Genomic DNA, 17,947 nt, shown 5'->3' with positions numbered 1-17,947 from the left:
TTGAGTCTGTAGTGGCTACAGAGCCTACACTGCGAATCACTCAGTTGGAACAAGGGATTCAAGCCATGGTCTCAACGCCGGAAGCGGGACAGCCAGCCCTCACCGAAAACCACGAGCCGAAGCAGGCAAACTGGGTTGCGGCGGGCGCATTGATCGGCGCGGGGCTCGCCTCGGCTTGCTGCGTCGTCCCGCTACTGTTGGTTATGCTCGGAATTTCCGGCGCGTGGATCGCCAACCTGACGGCGCTCGAACCTTACAAGCCCTATGTCGCAGGCGTAACGCTCGCGCTGCTCGGCTACGGCTTCTGGCATGTCTATTTCAAGCCGAAACCGCCCTGTGAAGACGGTTCCTACTGCGCTCGTCCACAATCGGCTTGGACCACCAAGGCGGTGCTGTGGCTGGGCCTTGCCGTCGCCATCCTGGCGCTCACCATCGACTGGTGGGCACCCTGGTTCTATTGAAAGGAAATACCCATGAAAAAGACAGTATGTATCGCTATGGCCGTGCTGGCTATGGCTGGCGGCGGGGTCGCCTATGCAGTTAGTGGCACGGCGCAAGATCGCCCCGCGGCTACCGCAACCGCTCAGAAGCAAACCACCTTTGCCATAGAGAACATGACCTGCGCCACCTGCCCGATCACCGTGAAGAAGGCGATGGAAGGCGTCGCCGGGGTAACGGCGGTCACGGTCGATTTCGCAGCCAAGACCGCGCGCGCAACCTATGACCCGCGCCGCACCAATGCTGCTGCGATTGCCGCTGCATCAACCAACGCGGGTTATCCGGCGCGCGCTATTCAAAACTGAGCGGGGCGCCGCCAGCGCCTCAAGAAAGCGATAAGCAATGAACGACTGTTGCAACCGCCCCGGGCAGGAAGGATTTGACGTGGCCGTCATCGGCGCGGGTTCTGCCGGGTTCTCCGCCGCGATCGCCGCTGCCGATCTGGGCGCGAAAGTGGCGCTCGTCGGTCACGGCACGATTGGCGGCACCTGTGTCAATGTTGGCTGCGTTCCTTCCAAGACGCTGATCCGCGCCGCCGAAGCGGTGCATGGTGGGCTTGCCGCCGCGCGCTTTCCCGGCCTTGGGGGCGCTGTCCAGATGGATGACTGGTCCGTATTGGCGGCGTCGAAGGACGATCTTGTCACGACGCTGCGCCAAAAAAAATATGTCGATCTGCTGCCCGCCTATGACGGTGTGAGCTATATCGAGGGCAAGGCACGCTTTGCCGATGGTGCGCTGATTGTCGGCGATGCGCCCATGAAGGTCGGCAAGGTCATATTGGCGATGGGTGCGCACGCCGCCGTGCCGCCGATTCCGGGGATGGACAGCGTGCCCTACCTAACCAGCACATCGGCGCTGGCGCTGGATCGCTTGCCCAAATCGCTGCTGGTGATCGGTGGCGGGGTGATCGGGGTAGAACTGGGACAGATGTTTTCGCGTCTGGGCGTTGATGTCACCATCTGCTGCCGAAGCCGCCTGCTCCCCGAAATGGACCCGGAAGTGAGTGCCGCGCTGAAAAACTATTTGGAAGCCGAGGGCGTGCGGGTTTGCGCAGGTGTCGGCTATCAGCGTATCGCCCAAACACAGAGCGGGGTCGAATTGACCTGCGAGGGGCATTGTGACACCGTCGCGGCGGAACAGGTGCTCATCGCCACCGGACGCCGACCCAATAGCGACGGGCTTGGGCTGGAGGAGCGCGGCATAGTGCTTGCCCGTAATGGTGGAATCGTCGTCGATGACCACCTCGAAACGTCGGTTCCAGGCATTTACGCGGCGGGCGATGTAATGGGACGGGACCAGTTCGTCTACATGGCCGCCTATGGCGCAAAACTGGCCGCGCGCAACGCGGTGACGGGCAACCAATACCGCTACGACAATTCCTCCATGCCATCCGTCGTCTTCACCGACCCGCAAGTCGCCAGCGCCGGCCTCACTGAAACGACAGCACGGGCGCAAGGCCTGGACATCAAGGTTTCGCTGCTCCCGCTCGATGCTGTGCCAAGGGCACTGGCAGCACGCGATACGCGGGGTCTCATCAAACTGATTGCCGACAAGGCGAACGACCGTTTGCTGGGCGGCCAGATCATGGCACCCGAAGGCGCGGATTCGATCCAGACACTGGTGCTGGCGATCAAACACGGCATGACCACCCTGGAATTGGGTGCAACGATATTTCCTTACCTGACCACTGTGGAAGGCCTCAAACTGGCGGCCCAAACGTTTGATAAGGATGTCGCCAAACTGTCTTGCTGCGCCGGGTGATTGCTCGGGGATCAACCGGCAACGAATGGCCTCCCTCCAGTGCAAGCCGCTTTGGTGTCAATTTTGTTATTCGCCTCAGCGGGAGAGCAAAATGGCACGACGCCGACTTCTGACCGGAGACGAGCGCCGGCGCCTGTTCGATCCTCCTGTCCAAGAAACCGCGATCATTGGGCATTATACCCTTTCTGCGGAAGATGTTGAATTGGTTGGGCGCCGCTATGGTCCAGCAAATCGCCTCGGTCTGGCTGCACAAATCGCTTTGATGCGACATCCCGGCTTTGGTCTGCAACCCGAGATCGGGCTTCCCGACGTCATTCTTCAGTACCTCGCGGCACAGTTATTCGTCGATCCTTCCTCCTTCTCTGCATATGGTCAGCGCGCGCAAACCCGTACCGATCATGCCGATCTCGTGGCGCGTTATCTTGGCATACGCCCGTTTCGACGCGGCGACCTGGCACTTGCCCTGAATCTTGCCGCGCAAGCCGCCGAGTATACAGACAGAGGTGAACCGATTGTTCGCGCCCTCATGGTTGGCCTGAAGGGTGAGCGGTTCATTCTTCCGTCGGGCGACACACTGGAACGCGCCGGTCTTGCTGGCCGGGCACGCGCACGCAAAGCTGCCGCAGCCGCAATCGTCGAAGGCCTCAGCTCTGCTGAACTGACACGGCTAGACGAACTCGTAATCAACAACCCGGATTTCGGCATGACACCGCTGGCGTGGTTGCGTAATTTCGAAGAAGCCCCGACTGCGGCCAATATCAATGGCTTGCTTGAGCGCCTGCGCTATGTTCGCGGCATAGGTATCCACCCGGTAGTTGGGGGCGCCATTCCGGAATTCCGCTTTGCCCAATTTGTCCGCGAGGGCGGCGTGGCACCGGCATTCCTGCTTTCGGATTACAGCGTCAATCGCAGGCGGGCGACGTTGACGGCCGCAGTGATCGACCTTGAGGCCAGACTTGCCGATGCCGCGATCCAAATGTTTGACCGACTTATCGGCGGCATGTTCACGCGCGCGCGGCGTGGGCGCGAGCGTCGCTACCAAGATAGTATTCAGTCGGTGGGGCAACTCATGCGGCTGTTTGGCGCCACGATTACAGCACTTGATGAGGCTGTCCAGAATGGCGGCGATCCGCTCGAATTGATTGACGAAGCGGTGGGCTGGCACCGGCTTGTTGCGGCAAAGGCCCAAGTAGATGCCCTTGCTGATCTTGCCGGCGAGGACGCACTGGTAACGGCAACCGAGCGTTACGCCACGCTACGGCGTCTCAGCCCGGCATTTCTGGACACCTTCACCTTCAAGGCGTCTGGAACAGGGACGGCACTGATCAAAGCCATCGATGTCATTCGCGATGCGAACACACGAAAGTCGCGCGACCTTCCCGATGGCGTTCCACTGCCATTCCCCAATCGGCAGTGGAAGCGTCTCATCACCGAAAGCGGCCGTATCGACCGCCGACGTTATGAAATTGCGATCATGGCAACCTTGCGTGATCGTTTGCGCGCCGGTGATGTATGGATCGAGGGAACCCGCAACTATCAGCGCTTCGATGCCTATTTGCTGGGTCGGCGCGACGCCGCCAAAGTGGCGGATGTGCTTCCGTTCGATTCAAATGCTGCATCCTACCTCGCTGACCGGGCACGAAATCTTGACTGGCGGCTGCGCCGATTTGCCAAGCAGTTGAAAACAAACAAGCTTGAGGGAGTGTCGCTCGAACGAGACCGGCTCAAGCTTCAGCAAATGCCGCCTGTCACCCCACCGGAAGCTGAAGCCCTCGATCGCAAGCTCGATACCCTGCTTCCCCGCGTGCGCATCACCGAGCTGCTGCTTGAAGTCGCCGAACGCACTGGTTTTTTGAACGCATTCCGTGACCTGCGCTCAGGCAAGGAGCACGACAACCCCAGCACGGTACTCGCCGCAATTCTGGCTGATGGCACCAACCTCGGGCTGGAGCGGATGGCCAATGCCAGCGAAGGCGTCAGCTATGCCCAACTCGCATGGACCCACAACTGGTATCTTTCACCCGAGAACTATCAGGCCGCGCTGGCCATGATCATCTCAGCCCATCACGAATTACCCTTCGCGCGGCATTGGGGCGCTGGCACCAGTTCGTCGTCCGATGGCCAGTTCTTCCGGTCGGGGCGGAGCCGTTCAGGGGCGGCGGACGTCAATGCCAAATATGGCGCCGAACCTGGCGTGAAAATCTATTCTCACCTTTCCGATCACTTCGCATCATTCGGATCACGGATCATGTCCGCGACGGCAGGTGAAGCGCCTTACGTGCTCGACGGGCTTGTCCTGGGCGCCGGCAACCTTCCGTTGCATGAGCACTATACCGATACCGGCGGCGCCACCGATCATGTTTTCGCACTCTGCCACCTACTCGGGTTCCGCTTCGCGCCCCGGCTGCGCGATATTGGCGACCGCAAGCTGGGTTCGATCGCTGCGCCATCGACATACAAGGGCATCAAAAATCTGATGGGCCGCACCATCAAAACGGCAGCGATCGAGGCCGATTGGGATGACATCGTCAGGATTGTCGCCTCAATCAAGGATGGCACGGTGGCGCCGTCAGTAATCTTGCGAAAACTTGCCGCCTACAAACGCCAGAACAGGCTGGATTTTGCATTGGCTGAACTGGGCCGTATCGAGCGCACTTTGTTCACGCTCGATTGGCTTGAACAACCGGAACTGCGACGTGCCTGTCAGGCCGGTCTCAACAAAGGCGAGGCGAGGCACACGCTTGCCGCCGCCATCTATACCAACCGGCAGGGTCGGTTCACCGATCGCTCGCTGGAAAATCAGGAATTTCGCGCATCTGGGCTGAACCTGCTGATTGCGGCGATTTCCTACTGGAACACGGTCTATCTCGACCGGGCCGCCCAGCACCTCAACGCTGTCGGCACGACGTTCGATGCGGCACTGCTTGCGCACCTTTCTCCGATGGGCTGGGCGCACATCAGTCTGACCGGCGATTACCTCTGGGAGCAGGCCAGGCGACTTCCAGCAGGTGAATTCCACCCACTCAACGAGCCAATGGCGCGTTTGAAGCGTGTAGCGTAGCCCATGTTCCGCTTATGTCCGAGAAATCGTTGTCTGGCGAACAAACCTTGAGGTGACGCCTGGTAGCCGCAACAGGGTCGCTGCTTGTCGCATCAACCAAGCCCTGGCCCCAACCATCCCGGCCAACGACCGGTAAGGCAGGGTATACGGGGCTGGACACACCAAGCATATCCATTATGCTGGATATATGGAAAACGAGGATGCCATCTCGGCGCTGGGTGCTCTTGCACAAGGAACGCGCCTTGACACGTTCCGCCTCTTGGTACGGCACGAACCGGATGGTTTGGCTGCCGGCGATATCGCGCGTCAGCTCGACGTGCCGCAGAACACCCTGTCGGCGCACCTCGGCATCCTCGCCCGCGCTGGCCTGGTCCGCTCCGCACGGCATAGCCGCTCGATCATCTACCGTGTCGATCTGGACGGCCTGCGCGCGCTGACGCTGTTCCTCGTCAAGGACTGCTGCGCCGGCAATGCGGAGCTGTGCGCGCCGCTCGTCGCCGAACTCACCCCCTGCTGCTGAAAGGACGCCCTGTGGCCGTCGATGTCGTCGTCTATCACAACCCCGAGTGCGGCACGTCGCGCAACACGCTCGGCCTTATTCGCAACGCCGGCATCGAGCCGCACGTGGTCGAGTATCTGAAAACCCCTCCAGCCCGCGCGTTGCTGGTCGAGCTGATCGATCGCGCCTGCATGACACCCCGCGAACTGCTGCGCGAGAAGGGGACGCCCTATGCGGAGTTGGGCTTGGGCGACACGTCGCTATCCGACGACGCGCTGGTGGACGCGATGATGGCGCATCCGATCCTCATCAACCGGCCGCTGGTCGTATCGCCGCTCGGCGTGAAGCTCTGCCGGCCCTCCGAAGCCGTGCTCGACCTGCTGCCGACCAATCAGCTCGGAGCGTTCGCAAAGGAAGACGGCGAGCAAGTGGTGGACGCATCGGGCCAGCGCGTCGCCTGATGCTCCTTGCTGTCCTGATCTTCGTTGCGACGATCGCGCTCGTCATCTGGCAACCCAAAGGCCTCGGGATCGGGTGGAGCGCGATGGGCGGGGCCGTCGTGGCGCTGCTTGCAGGCGTCGTCACGCTGTCCGACGTGCCGGTGGTGTGGGGCATCGTCTGGAACGCAACAGCCGCGTTCGTCGCGATCATCGTTATCAGCCTACTCCTCGATGAAACCGGATTCTTCGAATGGGCGGCGCTCCATGTCGCGCGCTGGGGGAGGGGGCATGGTCGCCGGCTGTTCGTTCTGATCGTGCTGCTCGGTGCGGCGGTGTCCGCGCTGTTCGCCAACGACGGCGCGGCGCTGATCCTGACGCCGATCGTCATCGCCATGCTGCGGGCGCTGGGCTTCAACGACAAGGCGACGCTGGCGTTCGTCATGGCGGCGGGGTTCATCGCCGACACCGCCAGCCTACCGCTGGTCGTGTCGAACCTCGTCAACATCGTGTCGGCCGACTTCTTCCGGATCGGGTTCGGCGACTATGCGTCCGTGATGGTGCCGGTCGACCTGGTGTCGATCGCAGCGACGCTTGGCGCGCTGCTGCTGTTCTTCCGGCGCGACATACCGGCGGATTATGACGTAGGCGCGCTGCGCGCGCCGCGTGACGCGATCCGCGATGCCGCGACATTCCGCGCGGGCTGGATCGTTCTTGCACTGCTGCTCGCCGGCTTCTTCCTGCTCGAACCGCTCGGCGTCCCTGTCAGCGCCGTCGCCGCTGCCGGCGCGATCCTGCTGCTGGTGATCGCGGGGCGAGGCCATGTGATCCCAACGGCCAAGGTGCTGCGCGGCGCACCCTGGCAGGTCGTGATCTTCTCGCTCGGCATGTACCTGGTCGTCTATGGCCTGCGAAACGCCGGCCTGACCGACCATCTGGCAGCACTGCTGGATCGCACCGCGCAAGGCGGCGTGTGGGGCGCGGCGCTAGGAACGGGCGTCATCGCAGCGGTCCTGTCGTCGGTTATGAACAATATGCCGACGGTGCTGGTGGGCGCGCTCTCGATCGACGCCACGCACGCGAGCGGCGCGATCAAGGAAGCGATGATCTACGCCAATGTGATCGGCTGCGATCTCGGCCCCAAGCTGACGCCGATCGGCTCACTCGCGACGCTGCTCTGGCTCCATGTCCTCGGGCAAAAGGGCGTGCGGATCGGATGGGGCTATTACTTCCGTGTCGGCGTCACGCTCACCGTACCGGTGCTGCTCATCACGCTCGCGGCGCTTGCAATCAGGATTAGCATCGCATGACCAGAACGGTCGCCACGTTGCTCGAACCTGCCGGTCTGGCTGGCTTGGCACAATTGCTCGATGCCGCGGACCTGCCGAGTGCCGATATCGCCGATCCCGGCCGCCTGATCATCCGGATTGAGGCCGATAGCCTCGTCGGTTTCGGTGGGCTCGAGGGAGAAGGGTCCGACCGCTTGCTCCGCTCGATCGTCGTCGTCCCCGATCGACGTCGACATGGCCTCGGGCGGGTGTTGGTCGCCGCCCTCGAACGACAGGCGCACGACCTCGGGGTGGAGCGCCTGCACCTCCTGACGACCACGGCCGCACCATTCTTCCGGGCGCTCGGCTATGCCGATGCCGATCGCGGCGCTGCTCCCTCGGCCATCGCCGCATCGCGCGAATTCACCGCACTGTGCCCCGCGTCGGCCGCCTACCTCGTGAAAGCCCTCTGATGCCGCTCCGCACGCTCGCCGATCCCAATATCATGCCGGCGCTCGATCCGGCCTATGCCATCCAGCGACCCGCCGTGAGGCTCGGCCCGCTCGATCCCGCGCCGCGTATCCTTCTGCTCTACGGTTCGCTGCGCGAACGGTCCTTCTCCCGGCTGTGCGTTGAGGAAGCGGCACGCCTGCTCCGGTTCTTCGGCTGCGAGACGCGCATCTTTGATCCATCGACCCTGCCGCTGCCTGACCAACATGCTGGCGACGACCATCCGGCCGTCCACGAGCTGCGCGAGCTGTCCTTATGGTCGGAAGGGCAGGTGTGGTGCAGCCCGGAGCGGCATGGCCAGATCACGAGCATTATGAAGCTTCAAATCGATCATCTGCCGCTTTCTATGGGCGGGATGCGTCCGACACAGGGGCGCACGCTGGCGGTCATGCAGGTGTCGGCCGGATCGCAATCGTTCAACAGCGTCAACACGCTGCGCGTGCTGGGTCGCTGGATGCGAATGATCACGATCCCGAACCAATCGAGCGTTGCCAAGGCGTTCAACGAGTTTGATGACGCGGGGCGCATGAAGGCGTCCAGCTACTATGACCGGATCGTGGATATGATGGAGGAACTGGTGCGGTTCACGGTGCTGCTGCGCCCGCACGCGGTTCAGCTTGTTGATCGCTACTCAGAGCGGAAAGCGGCGGGCGTGCCAATCGACCGCGCGACCGATCTGTCGAGCATAGCGATTGCGGCCAAACCGCGTGGCCGGCACGCCGTCAAGGCAGGCGGCTGATGCGACGTTTGCCGAAGCGAGCCACGCTAATGTGGTCCCGCCGGCTAATCCGGCTTGTGCTCTGCGCTTTGAGAAACCTACGGGTTTCAACCTGCGTGGCCGGCCTCCCCAGGCGTCAGCTGGATCGTCGAGCGCTACCTGTCTTGCGCTGACGCGATTATCGCTTCAGGTCGCTACAGCGACAGATGAAGGGGAGCGTGCTTGACGATGAACACCAAGGATCTGGCCAAGGACGTTGCCGCCAAGCGGGGCGTCACCGAGAAGCAGGCCCTCGAGGTCATGGCTGGGCTCCTCGAGGGTATCGCGGAGGCGGCCGCCAAGGGTGAGGAGATATCGCTTCCCGGCTTCGGCAAATTCAAGGTGAAGGACACGCCCGAGCGCTCCGGGCGCAATCCGTCGACCGGCGAGGCGATCACGATCGCGGCGTCGAAGAAAATCACATTCACGCCGGCCAAGGCGCTTAAGGACCGACTGTAGGCTCGACAGCACCGGCCGGCGTCGCCCGGCCACGTGTTGGATGTTCACGAATTATTCGCTATCTAAGGCGTTGGAGAATGACAGGCGCGTGAACACTGCCAAATCTATGCGGCTGGCCCGGCAGGTGAAGGGGAGGTTCGGCACGTGGGCGGCCGTGCGTCAGGCCTCGCGCGTCGAGAACGGCGTATATGTGGTCGATCCAAGCGCTGGCGGTGACCGCGACAGCAAGGATGTAGCGGTTCCCGCCACGGCGTAACGGCCGTGACGTTCAGCTACTCGCTGTTCCTCGCACTGCTGCTGCTTTTCCTGGGGCTCTGCTTCTGGGCAGGGTGGCGCGTCGGCGAGCGCACCGATTTCCTCAGCCCAACCCCGGACCGGCCGAACTCTACGGTGACGCTGTTCATCGTGGTGTTCGGCACCATCGCAGGGCACCTTCTGGGAACCGGCTTCTTCGCCGCCCAGGCGGCATGGTGCCGGGCGACAAGCGTCTGTTTCGACCCCGGCTTCGATCCAAATATCTATCGCGCGCTCGCCCGCGGCGGCGCTGGGGCACGCGATGCGTCCGACCTCGCGCTGGAAATGTGGCTTTTCGCGATGCTCCTCATCGGAGCCGCGACGGGCTCGATCGCGCACTGGTTGGTGCAGCGGGAAGCAGTTAGCGGGAAGACCGACGCGATCGCGTTCGGCTGGCTCAACCCGGCCGTCCAAGCGGTCAAGAAGGGAGACTCGTTTGTCGTCGCCTATGTGCTGACAAAGACGAGCCACGAGTGCTTCACGATCGCATACGAGGGCACCGTCCAGCAGCTCGCGCTGGACGAGGAACAATCGATCAGGTTCGTCGTCCTGAACGACGTCGACCGATTCCTCGTCAAGATATCTGAGAACGGCCTCGAGCGTGTGGACGCGCCGTCGACGCCGATCACGCAGCTTCAGATCACCGCGGTCGAGATCGCCAACGTCGCGCTTGAGGTAGTACGGGCGCCAGACATGGATGTTGCGGCAATCGAGGCTGAAGACGCGGGTTCATAACGCGGCGTTCGAGATCGTCAGACGTCCGTCAGACCTGTCTCCATCCATAAAGTCTAAATCCAAAAAGCTCTGCATTTAACATAATCTTTATTATCGAACTACCAGATTTGCTAATCGGCGTAAGCATTTAGGCCCCTCCGGCGCCTTCACCCGATCAGCGACACCCGCTCGCGCTGGCGTTGCTCTTCCTCCGCGAGCCACGCGAGAAACTGCGCCAAAATGTCGGCAACGTCCAGCCCAGTTCGACTATGGTGCAGGCCAACGCGAACGCGCAGCGGTGCCGGCCAGTCCTTGCAGTTCTGGATCAACATCGCTTGGACCCATTTGGGCGTGGTGGAGAGCAGCCATTCGAGCGATTGCCATTTGTAAGCGGGCCTGACGCCCGACATCAGGCGGCTGACCGGCTCGTCCGACAGCAGTCCGATGACAGCGGATGAGACGTGAGCACGATATGCAGGCGACAGCTCGTGAAAGGGCTGCTCTTCCCAGGTTTGCGGCTCGTGATTTGGCATGTTCGGCAGCAGCGGGCTGTTGAACAAGTTGATGCGGCTGGTGCGGTTGATGTCGGGCGCGAGCAAAGCTCGCGTGAGCCCGTCCAACACGGCGAGGAACTGCCGAGCCGAGACCTGCCCTATCCCGGTCAGCGACGCAGACCTGCGGAGCAGCGCCTTCCGCAACTCGCCATCGAAGGCGACCAGCAGGTTCAAGGCGCCGGACACCTCCTCCGACCCACAGTCGGACGCGGGTCTCGGGCCGCTCCAATAGTTTGTTCTGAGGGGTACGCCGCAGTCGGCACAGGTGAACTCGATCCGGCTCCGCCAGCTGAAGCGGGGCTCATGGTGGGGCTGACAGCGGCGGCAGAAGTCCTGCCGCCAGGTGCCGTGCCGGTGACAGAAGATGAGCGGGAGCGCCGCTTCGGCATCGAGGTAGGCGCCACCGGTGGCGTGGCCCTCGGCAAGGCAGACATGGCACCAGGCGAGATCGAGCTCGCCTCGCGCTCGCCCTTTTCCGTCGGTTCGTGGCAACCAGGCGGTCACCAGCCACGGCCAGCGGCGCTTCAGGTTGAGGCGCATGATCGCATCCTGATCGACGCGGAGCCGTTGCGCCGCGGAATTCGCCTCCGACCCCTTCCATCCTACGTCCGCTCTGACCTTGGTGCCTGGACTGTCCGGGGATAGCTCCTGCCGCAACTCAGTGATGGACACCTCGTAACAAGCGGCGATGCGCGCCAGCCAGGAGGAGATGAGCTCGTCAGAATGAGGCCGTGGAGCGATCGGCAGCGCGCCCGGCACGGCTCAGACCGTTTCCCTGGCCCGTGCCCGCCCTCGGCGCTGAGCAATCACCTTCATGCTGACCGACGGCAGCATGAGGTCGTCGGCATCGAGGTCGCTGGCCTCGATGCATTCGCTGCCGTTCTCGATCGCACGAACAGCCAAAGTCTCGACGAGGCGGAAGATGCGCCCGGTATTGCCGTCGGAGAGATCGAGTACCGACGTGCGGCAACGCTCCTCTTCCAGCTGTGAAGGTCTCCGAAGCGGCAGGATCGCAGCCAGCGTGACCATCAACAGGCGGAACGCTTCGTCGTTCTGCCACCGAGCCAGCTCGACCGCATCGAACCGCTCGGCGAGCGCCGCATCGGTGAGCAGCGCAGCCTGCGCCTCGTGGTTGCCGGTGCAGACGAGCGGGATCTGCAGGTCGTTCGCGAGGTAGCGGAGCGTGTTGAGGAAGATGCGCTGCTGGCGCGGCGTGCAGGCCAGCATGTGGTTGATCTCATCCAGGATCAGCATGCGAGCACCCACCTGCCCCATCAGCCGGCGAGTCAGGAGGCGCGCACGCTGCGTGTCCCCCCGACCGGCGAAGCCGGCGCCGAGCTTCTCGAGCACCTCGCCGTAGAACTCGCCGTCGGTCGGCTGCGGTGGAAGCTGGACGCCCACGACCGGCATCGTCGCCACGCCGATCGCCTCGTTGAACCCGCGCGGGTTCTCTGCCTCAAAGCGCTCCACGATGCGCGACTTGCCCATGCCGGTTTGGCCGTAGATCAGCAGGCACGGCATGCGCGTGCGCGGCGGATAGCGCAGCATCGCGTCCAGCGTCTTGCGCACCGTCTCCGCTTTCGGAAAGCCGAGCCACCGGTCCTTGCGGATCCAGGCGATCCGGTCGGCGTCGGGCCAAAGCGCACGATCGCGATAACCATCGGCGAGGTGGGAGAGGTTGCTCATCGGGGCATCTCCTCGACAAGATACGGAAGCGCCTGCTGATCGCCGCCCGTCCTCTCCTGGACCGCAGATAAACCAACGGCGGGGGTTACCTGCTCGAGCGGTAGCTCGCTGCCATCCCTCGCACGTCGAGCGTCGCGCAGGGCCGCTTTGGTCCGCTGAAGCGCGAGCCGCGCGGCTTTGGTCTTGTGCGCCGCGTCTGCGACGATCAGCCTCTGCGTTTCTACAGCCTGGAAGATCAGCGCCTCGTCGACAGCCTGCTGGCCGCGCATTCGCAGGGTGCGAACCGCCTCCCTCTGTTCCCATCGGGTGATCGCGGGGCGCCGCAGATCGCGGTAGGGCACCTCGAGGTGCTCGCCGTGCGGCAGTTCGAGCCAGATGCGCGAAAGGTCGCGGGGATCCCAGCGCACCGGCATCGTCTGCCCCGGCCGCGTGTACCAGCAGGATAGGGCATCATCCCAGTAATGTGTGCGGAACAGCTCGATGCCGTGTGGTGTCACGGCGCGCAGCTCGCAGGGCAAAAAGTCCAACAGGAACGCGGCATCGTCGGCCGGAAGGCGGACCAGCTCCGGGCGTCGTTCCACCCCCTCGGCCCAAGCAAGGGCGGGCGGAATGCCGATCCCGCGGTGCCGCTCCGCATGATATGGGCCGATGATCTGCGCGGCGAGCCAGACTTCCAGCTCGCTCAGCGTCATGCAGGCCTCACCTTCCGCATCGTAGTCGCCACGCTCGGCGACGTTAGAGAAGGTTGTTCCGGGTAGGAGGTGGACGGCCCCCATCATCGTGCCAATCAGCCGCTCGATGTGACCGCCGAAGTGCGGCCGACGCACCGGCCGATATTCGAGCGCAATCGAATGAGCTCGGCAGCCGCGCTTCAGCGCGTCTGAGCGGTGCTCACGCGCGTTGTCGACGTGCAGCCGATCCATGAGCCCCTGGCTGTCCCACGGTGCCTTCATGCTCCGCTCGGCCAGCCAGTCCCGCTTGGGGAGAACGGCGTGTCGCATGCACATGCCGACCGAAACAGCGGACGGCGCCAGCATGTCGAGGTGGAAGCCGGGCACGGTTCGGCTCGCCACGTCGATCATCAGCGTGAGCCAGGGCCGGCCGATAGGCTTGCGGTACAGGTCGTCGACAACGATCACGTCGACCAGCGTGTGGTCCGACTGGACGAGCTCAAGCGCGTAGGCCGCCTCGAGCACGCCTCGCGTTGGCTCCCACTTGTCAGCGGCTGCCTTGGCGCCCTGTCTGCGGGCCGTAACGATCTGGGGAGAGAGCCGGTCCAACCGCGCTTGGATCGCCTTGGTACTGGGCACCTTGACCCCGATCTTCGTTCCTTCGTGTCGCAGCCAGCGGCGGAGCGCCTGAACGCTGGGCTTCTCGAGCGTGAGGTGGAAATCAGCGATGCCGCGAGCGATAAGCTGCTCAGTCGCGGCCGAGAGCCGCTGCTCCCCCTTCTCCCTTCCTCGCGGTCGCGGCAGCAGTGACGCCGCAGCGGGCGAGGCTCGGTAGAGTTGCAGGAGCTTGTGGAAGCGAGCGCGGCCGAGTTCCAGCTGGACCATGGCTTTGGCGGCCACATCGCCGGGCACGCGCGTCATCAAGGCGAGCGGGCGAATGATCTTCTCGCGGCGATGCGCCTCCGCCCAGTCGGCGTCGCTCGCCGTCCTCAGGTCCGCGGTTCGCATGGCACGACGCCTCGGCTGGTCCCAGCTGGGCGATCGTCCGCTGTTTCGAGAACAATGTCCACTGTTTCAGGTGCAGGTCGTCGCCCAGCGGTAATCTAGCCGCGAGTCCACCCTTTCAGGAGAACCGACAAAGCCCCCGAATTTCGGCCAGCATCTTTTTAGCGGGAATCATAGTTATCGCTACTACCAACCGGTTTTGGCGGACACGATCCAGTGAACTCGAGCGCGGACCGGACCGGACCGGACCGGCTAAGCCCGCTCCTCGTAACTGTTGAGCAGGATCTCGAGGAAAGCGCCGTAGGTGTAGCGGTCCTTCTTCGCGGCCGCCTTGAACCTCGTGAGCATGTCGTTGGGCGCGCGAATGTTGAGCTGGCCTTCCGCTTCGGGCTCGCGGCTCGGAAACGTCGAAGCACGGTCCACCACGCGGCGCTGTTCCTCCGCCGTGGCTTGAGGTCGTTCGGCCGGCCGTGTCGGCTGGAAATCGTCCAAGCCGCCAAAGTCGAGCGCCTTGCGAGCGGAGTCAGTCATGCCACCCTCTTCTGATTGGCGCCGTTGGCGCGGAGCATTGTCACGACCTCGGCCGCAAAATCGGCGGCATTTCTGATCGCGGCTTCGAGGTTATTGACGTCCCGGCCCGACAGTCTCCGCAGGCCGCCGCCAACCGAGAAGAGGGCCGAATAGGCGTCGCGCTCATGGATCTCTGTGGCGAACACGGGCGTCGCATCATTCGCCTTGAACTGGTTGGACACGAACCTGGCGGTGCGCGACTTCGCCACGACCTTGGTTTGCGTGAATAGGACGGCGAATGGGATGGTACGGCGTACCGCCTTCATGTCCCGCTTGAGCTCTTGGATGACATCGATCGCGGCGAGCGCATCCTGCTGCTGCTCCTTCATCGGAATGACGACCATGTCCGATTGGCTGATTGCGTAGCTCGTTAGGCGAGATGCGGTCCCTTCCAGGTCGACGATCACGAACTGGTTGTCGGCCCTTGCCGCGTCGATCTCGTCGAGGATCGTCTTCTCCGACGCGTTGGTCACCACGGTCAGGCGTTCGGGCTTCCCAGGCAGCTTCGCCCACGTCGTGAGAGGCCGGCGCGGGTCAGCGTCGATCAGGCATACGCTGGCGTGTTCCGCCAGCTCGCAAGCAAGGATCAGGGCCGATGTGGTCTTCCCCGAACCGCCCTTTGAGTTTGCAAACGTAACGACTGCCACACGCCATTCCTTTGTAGCAACAGCTAGCCAAGGCTAGCAATCGCGATGATGCCCTACCGTGCCGTAGAATACGGCATCCTATCCTAGCTTATCAAGGCGTATGATAGGCTATGCCTCTCTAGCGTAAGCTTCGCTATGGCACAATACGATAGGATAGCATATCGTTAGATATGCTATGCTAGGCTGGCATATCATTGGGTATGAGGTGCTAGCATGGGCTAGCCTTTGCTAGACCTACGGTCGATCCCACTCAATGTCGTCGTCGCTGTACGAGGTAACGGGGATCGAGTCGGTACGAAAGCAATCTGGGTCGCAATGAACCATAGCGATGCCGCGGCAGACATACGGCGAGCCATCGAGGATCACGGCTCTTCCACCCAATCTGCGACAGGGCTTGTTCTTGTTGTTCATGAACCCGCACGGCATGGCGAGGGTGCGAACGGACGCGCTGGCAGGGGCAGGGGGCTCGGCGAGCCGCTCTGATGAAATCTCTCGCTCGCCGAATAGGTCTGTCTGGACATTCATAGCCGGGCTCCGGGGGCAGGGGAGGACCTGCACCTCGCAAGCCCCCGCCTCCATCCTCCCCCTCTTCTTTATCGATGCGGGACCGTGGCGCGCTCCAAGGCTGGATCCGGAGTAGAAGGGACCGCCCCCATCCGCGGCTGCACGGGCTGCGCGCCTTGGTTCATCGAAACAGGATGCTCCAAGCGCGCCCTCACATCGGACGTGAGCTTCCGGAACGAGTCCAGAAGCGCAAGCGTGGTAATCTTGCCCACGTCGGTGCTGGTATAAGTACCCCCGAGCGCACCGATGCCTGCGCCGGTCAGCGCACCGCCACCGACGAATGAGAGGTCCTTCTTACGGGCGGAGCCGGTCGCGATCGCCTGCTGGATGCCGGTACGAACCTCGACCAGCGTCAGCATGGTCTGGCTTTCGAGGGTCTTCTGCTTCAGACCGAACGCGCCTGGCAGGAGACTGCCAGCGCCGAAACCGCGTCCGCCTGCGTTGCCGTCTGTGTAGAGGACCTTCGCTGTCAGGAGGTAATCGGCGCTTTTCAATGTCGCTTGGTTGGACGCTCCCGCATCCGAGCCGCCTGCGGCCAGCTCCCGCTCCCGCTGCAAAGCGTCGAAGCCACGACCGCGATCCAGAACCTGAAAGCAGTTCGATTGGGCCGTGAGGAGCTTCAGGAGGGAAGGGGGTCGATCCGCTCACCACCTCCACCGTTCTGGGCTTCCGCAAGGCGCACCAAGGCCCGCATTCCTGGGGAAAGCTCATCACTGGGCGTCGCCGCGCTCTGCTCCTCTACCAGCACGATCGTGCCGGTCGGCCGGTCGCAGCGCGGCACCTCCGTCGTTTCGTCAACGCCGACGCCACCTTTGCCGAGACGCTGTGCTGTGGCCGGGCAGACGGCCGCTGCGACAGCGAGGCCGGTGAGAAGAAGCGAAAACGTAGTGCGCATTGACGATCTCCAAGGTCAACGAAGGGGGTTGGGATTGAACAGGTCTGATCGGGTCGGCAGGTCGGCGCGGGCGGCGCGGTCGTTCCACTGGACCTTGCCCGGATCTAGCCCTTGCCGCTGGCGGTAGCGCTCGCGCATGTAATCACGATCATAGAGCCCCATCACGCCGCCTCCGCAAAGGCCAGCGCGCGACGGCCGTGCGCCGGTGGTGAAGGCGGGCAAGCTGCTCGGTAAGGGGGGCAGCCACCTCGGCATAATGATCGGCGACCAGCTGCTCGTCGGGGCAGGTCGGCGCGATCGATGCCGCCGCCAGTACGAGGTAGGTCGCCGCGGCGGGATGCGTGACCATCAGTTCACCTGCCTTGCTGCGCAGGGTGTCGGCAAACTCCGGCGAGGCCAGCGCGTCTGGAAGGCTATCGAGCGACATAGGACGATTCCCCTTTCGACGCGGGCGTTGATGCCGGCGGCTCGAACACTGGGCCCTTGCCCGCCCATTCCGATCCCACGATCGCGCACCCGATCGCCCAAGCGAATGTGAATAGCCCAACCGCAAGGGCGAACCAGGCGACCCGACGCACGATTGACCGCGGTCATGCAGCAGGCGAGCCTGCCGCCGCGCTACTGGACGACGGCGGAAGGGCGGGGTGGTCCGACCGCGGCGGAGGTCGTCGAGGCAGCGTCCGTCTAGGCGCTTCCGTCAACGTTGCGACCTTGTTGTGATTGAAGTCGCCGCCCGGCTGGCTGAAGAAAGCGTGGATCTGCTGGTCGAGAAAGCCAGCGTTGATCATCGCGAGGATGAGCGACTGCTTGCGTCGGCTGATCCTGACCGGACCCGTTCGAACGAGACCGTGGATGTTCAGTGTAGGAGAGATGCGTCCTTTGGTCGTCATATCCGATCAGTCTGGCTTGTCGTATCGCCGATAGCGAGTGGAATTCGGTTCGATCGGTGCCGGACGTCAAAAGGGCTGCGCAAATGGGACGGTAGGGGCTTGATCTGAGCAACGCGTCGCCCGGCACGAGGCGCCGATGGTTGTCGTGTCCGAGCAGAAGATCGGGCTGGCGCTCAGGCCGCAGGATAGATATATCGTCCGATACCT

21 protein-coding genes are annotated in these 17,947 nt (G+C 63.2%); 12 read left to right on the top strand and 9 right to left on the bottom strand.

From position 1 onward, the window contains the following. Positions 1-65: 65 nt before the first annotated feature. From S2M10_RS12610 to S2M10_RS12555, 12 genes are all read left to right on the top strand, one after another. On the top strand, positions 66-461 hold the full coding sequence (locus S2M10_RS12610; RefSeq protein WP_014072602.1) for a mercuric transporter MerT family protein: 396 nt from the start codon (positions 66-68) through the stop codon (positions 459-461). A 12-nt stretch (positions 462-473) separates the two neighbouring features. Beyond that, positions 474-803 (top strand): heavy metal-associated domain-containing protein, encoded by a 330-nt coding sequence (locus S2M10_RS12605; RefSeq protein ID WP_082052513.1) that lies wholly within the window; start codon positions 474-476, stop codon positions 801-803. A 37-nt stretch (positions 804-840) separates the two neighbouring features. Beyond that, entirely contained in the window at positions 841-2,259 is a 1,419-nt protein-coding gene (gene merA / locus S2M10_RS12600) for a mercury(II) reductase (RefSeq protein WP_211091029.1), read from the top strand. A 91-nt stretch (positions 2,260-2,350) separates the two neighbouring features. Beyond that, positions 2,351-5,320, top strand: coding sequence for a Tn3 family transposase (locus S2M10_RS12595; protein ID WP_061780289.1), 2,970 nt, complete (start codon positions 2,351-2,353; stop codon positions 5,318-5,320). A gap of 187 nt (positions 5,321-5,507) precedes the next feature. After that, positions 5,508-5,840 (top strand): metalloregulator ArsR/SmtB family transcription factor, encoded by a 333-nt coding sequence (locus S2M10_RS12590; RefSeq protein ID WP_042469209.1) that lies wholly within the window; start codon positions 5,508-5,510, stop codon positions 5,838-5,840. Positions 5,841-5,851: 11 nt separating this feature from the next. Further along, the gene (gene arsC, locus S2M10_RS12585) at positions 5,852-6,280 is read left to right on the top strand and encodes an arsenate reductase (glutaredoxin) (RefSeq protein WP_042469211.1); all 429 of its coding nucleotides are present in this window, start codon (positions 5,852-5,854) and stop codon (positions 6,278-6,280) included. Beyond that, on the top strand, positions 6,280-7,566 hold the full coding sequence (locus S2M10_RS12580; RefSeq protein WP_042469213.1) for an arsenic transporter: 1,287 nt from the start codon (positions 6,280-6,282) through the stop codon (positions 7,564-7,566). Before arsC ends, S2M10_RS12580 begins: the two co-directional genes overlap by 1 nt. Next, on the top strand, positions 7,563-7,997 hold the full coding sequence (arsN2, locus tag S2M10_RS12575; protein WP_042469214.1) for an arsenic resistance N-acetyltransferase ArsN2: 435 nt from the start codon (positions 7,563-7,565) through the stop codon (positions 7,995-7,997). The genes S2M10_RS12580 and arsN2 overlap by 4 nt, the downstream gene beginning before the upstream one ends. Next, positions 7,997-8,773, top strand: coding sequence for an arsenical resistance protein ArsH (gene arsH, locus S2M10_RS12570; RefSeq protein ID WP_042469215.1), 777 nt, complete (start codon positions 7,997-7,999; stop codon positions 8,771-8,773). The genes arsN2 and arsH overlap by 1 nt, the downstream gene beginning before the upstream one ends. Positions 8,774-8,980: 207 nt before the next feature. Next, positions 8,981-9,250 (top strand): HU family DNA-binding protein, encoded by a 270-nt coding sequence (locus S2M10_RS12565; RefSeq protein ID WP_042469217.1) that lies wholly within the window; start codon positions 8,981-8,983, stop codon positions 9,248-9,250. 40 nt (positions 9,251-9,290) lie between these two features. Continuing rightward, positions 9,291-9,506: a hypothetical protein gene (locus S2M10_RS12560; RefSeq protein WP_183988991.1), complete on the top strand. Its 216-nt coding sequence runs from the start codon at positions 9,291-9,293 to the stop codon at positions 9,504-9,506. A gap of 5 nt (positions 9,507-9,511) precedes the next feature. Then, a complete protein-coding gene (locus S2M10_RS12555) occupies positions 9,512-10,279 on the top strand; it encodes a hypothetical protein (protein WP_042469218.1) in 768 nt (255 codons plus the stop codon). Positions 10,280-10,425: 146 nt separating this feature from the next. Here S2M10_RS12555 and S2M10_RS12550 read toward each other — a convergent pair whose 3' ends face one another. The 9 genes from S2M10_RS12550 to S2M10_RS12515 all read right to left on the bottom strand — a co-directional run bounded on the left by S2M10_RS12550 (position 10,426) and on the right by S2M10_RS12515 (position 17,277). Continuing rightward, on the bottom strand, positions 10,426-11,571 hold the full coding sequence (locus S2M10_RS12550; protein ID WP_168846377.1) for a TniQ family protein: 1,146 nt from the start codon (positions 11,569-11,571) through the stop codon (positions 10,426-10,428). Between the two features lie 3 nt (positions 11,572-11,574). After that, on the bottom strand, positions 11,575-12,498 hold the full coding sequence (locus S2M10_RS12545; protein WP_168846376.1) for a TniB family NTP-binding protein: 924 nt from the start codon (positions 12,496-12,498) through the stop codon (positions 11,575-11,577). After that, on the bottom strand, positions 12,495-14,177 hold the full coding sequence (locus S2M10_RS12540; RefSeq protein WP_168846375.1) for a Mu transposase C-terminal domain-containing protein: 1,683 nt from the start codon (positions 14,175-14,177) through the stop codon (positions 12,495-12,497). Before S2M10_RS12540 ends, S2M10_RS12545 begins: the two co-directional genes overlap by 4 nt. A 249-nt stretch (positions 14,178-14,426) precedes the next feature. After that, complete coding sequence (locus S2M10_RS12535; RefSeq protein ID WP_168846374.1) at positions 14,427-14,705, bottom strand: hypothetical protein; 279 nt, start codon at positions 14,703-14,705, stop codon at positions 14,427-14,429. Further along, entirely contained in the window at positions 14,702-15,391 is a 690-nt protein-coding gene (locus S2M10_RS12530) for a ParA family protein (RefSeq protein WP_168846373.1), read from the bottom strand. Before S2M10_RS12530 ends, S2M10_RS12535 begins: the two co-directional genes overlap by 4 nt. A gap of 593 nt (positions 15,392-15,984) precedes the next feature. Then, positions 15,985-16,512 carry a CsgG/HfaB family protein gene (locus S2M10_RS22700; RefSeq protein WP_247650786.1) on the bottom strand — a complete coding sequence of 176 codons (528 nt, stop codon included), beginning with the start codon at positions 16,510-16,512 and terminating at the stop codon, positions 15,985-15,987. Between the two features lie 62 nt (positions 16,513-16,574). Beyond that, the gene (locus S2M10_RS22695) at positions 16,575-16,850 is read right to left on the bottom strand and encodes a hypothetical protein (protein WP_247650785.1); all 276 of its coding nucleotides are present in this window, start codon (positions 16,848-16,850) and stop codon (positions 16,575-16,577) included. Positions 16,851-16,865: 15 nt separating this feature from the next. Then, on the bottom strand, positions 16,866-17,015 hold the full coding sequence (locus S2M10_RS12520) for a hypothetical protein (protein ID WP_211091032.1): 150 nt from the start codon (positions 17,013-17,015) through the stop codon (positions 16,866-16,868). After that, positions 16,999-17,277 (bottom strand): hypothetical protein, encoded by a 279-nt coding sequence (locus S2M10_RS12515; RefSeq protein WP_168846372.1) that lies wholly within the window; start codon positions 17,275-17,277, stop codon positions 16,999-17,001. Before S2M10_RS12515 ends, S2M10_RS12520 begins: the two co-directional genes overlap by 17 nt. Between the last annotated feature and the right edge of the window lie 670 nt (positions 17,278-17,947).

The sequence above is a fragment of the Sphingomonas sp. S2M10 genome (assembly GCF_012650175.1).
Classification (GTDB): Bacteria; Pseudomonadota; Alphaproteobacteria; order Sphingomonadales; family Sphingomonadaceae; genus Sphingomonas.
This window is presented reverse-complemented; position numbering and strand designations above follow the sequence as displayed.

What these genes read in the sequence shown, in the direction of transcription:
- arsN2 (WP_042469214.1), top strand. Translation starts at nt 7,563, where the DNA reads ATGACCAGAACGGTCGCCACGTTGCTCGAACCTGCCGGTCTGGCTGGC.
- S2M10_RS12565 (WP_042469217.1), top strand. Translation starts at nt 8,981, where the DNA reads ATGAACACCAAGGATCTGGCCAAGGACGTTGCCGCCAAGCGGGGCGTC.
- S2M10_RS22695 (WP_247650785.1), bottom strand. Translation starts at nt 16,850, where the DNA reads ATGCGCACTACGTTTTCGCTTCTTCTCACCGGCCTCGCTGTCGCAGCG.
- S2M10_RS12535 (WP_168846374.1), bottom strand. Translation starts at nt 14,705, where the DNA reads ATGACTGACTCCGCTCGCAAGGCGCTCGACTTTGGCGGCTTGGACGAT.
- S2M10_RS12590 (WP_042469209.1), top strand. Translation starts at nt 5,508, where the DNA reads ATGGAAAACGAGGATGCCATCTCGGCGCTGGGTGCTCTTGCACAAGGA.
- S2M10_RS12610 (WP_014072602.1), top strand. Translation starts at nt 66, where the DNA reads ATGGTCTCAACGCCGGAAGCGGGACAGCCAGCCCTCACCGAAAACCAC.
- S2M10_RS12580 (WP_042469213.1), top strand. Translation starts at nt 6,280, where the DNA reads ATGCTCCTTGCTGTCCTGATCTTCGTTGCGACGATCGCGCTCGTCATC.
- S2M10_RS12595 (WP_061780289.1), top strand. Translation starts at nt 2,351, where the DNA reads ATGGCACGACGCCGACTTCTGACCGGAGACGAGCGCCGGCGCCTGTTC.
- arsH (WP_042469215.1), top strand. Translation starts at nt 7,997, where the DNA reads ATGCCGCTCCGCACGCTCGCCGATCCCAATATCATGCCGGCGCTCGAT.
- S2M10_RS12605 (WP_082052513.1), top strand. Translation starts at nt 474, where the DNA reads ATGAAAAAGACAGTATGTATCGCTATGGCCGTGCTGGCTATGGCTGGC.
- S2M10_RS12540 (WP_168846375.1), bottom strand. Translation starts at nt 14,177, where the DNA reads ATGCGAACCGCGGACCTGAGGACGGCGAGCGACGCCGACTGGGCGGAG.
- merA (WP_211091029.1), top strand. Translation starts at nt 841, where the DNA reads ATGAACGACTGTTGCAACCGCCCCGGGCAGGAAGGATTTGACGTGGCC.
- S2M10_RS12560 (WP_183988991.1), top strand. Translation starts at nt 9,291, where the DNA reads ATGTTCACGAATTATTCGCTATCTAAGGCGTTGGAGAATGACAGGCGC.
- S2M10_RS12545 (WP_168846376.1), bottom strand. Translation starts at nt 12,498, where the DNA reads ATGAGCAACCTCTCCCACCTCGCCGATGGTTATCGCGATCGTGCGCTT.
- S2M10_RS12515 (WP_168846372.1), bottom strand. Translation starts at nt 17,277, where the DNA reads ATGTCGCTCGATAGCCTTCCAGACGCGCTGGCCTCGCCGGAGTTTGCC.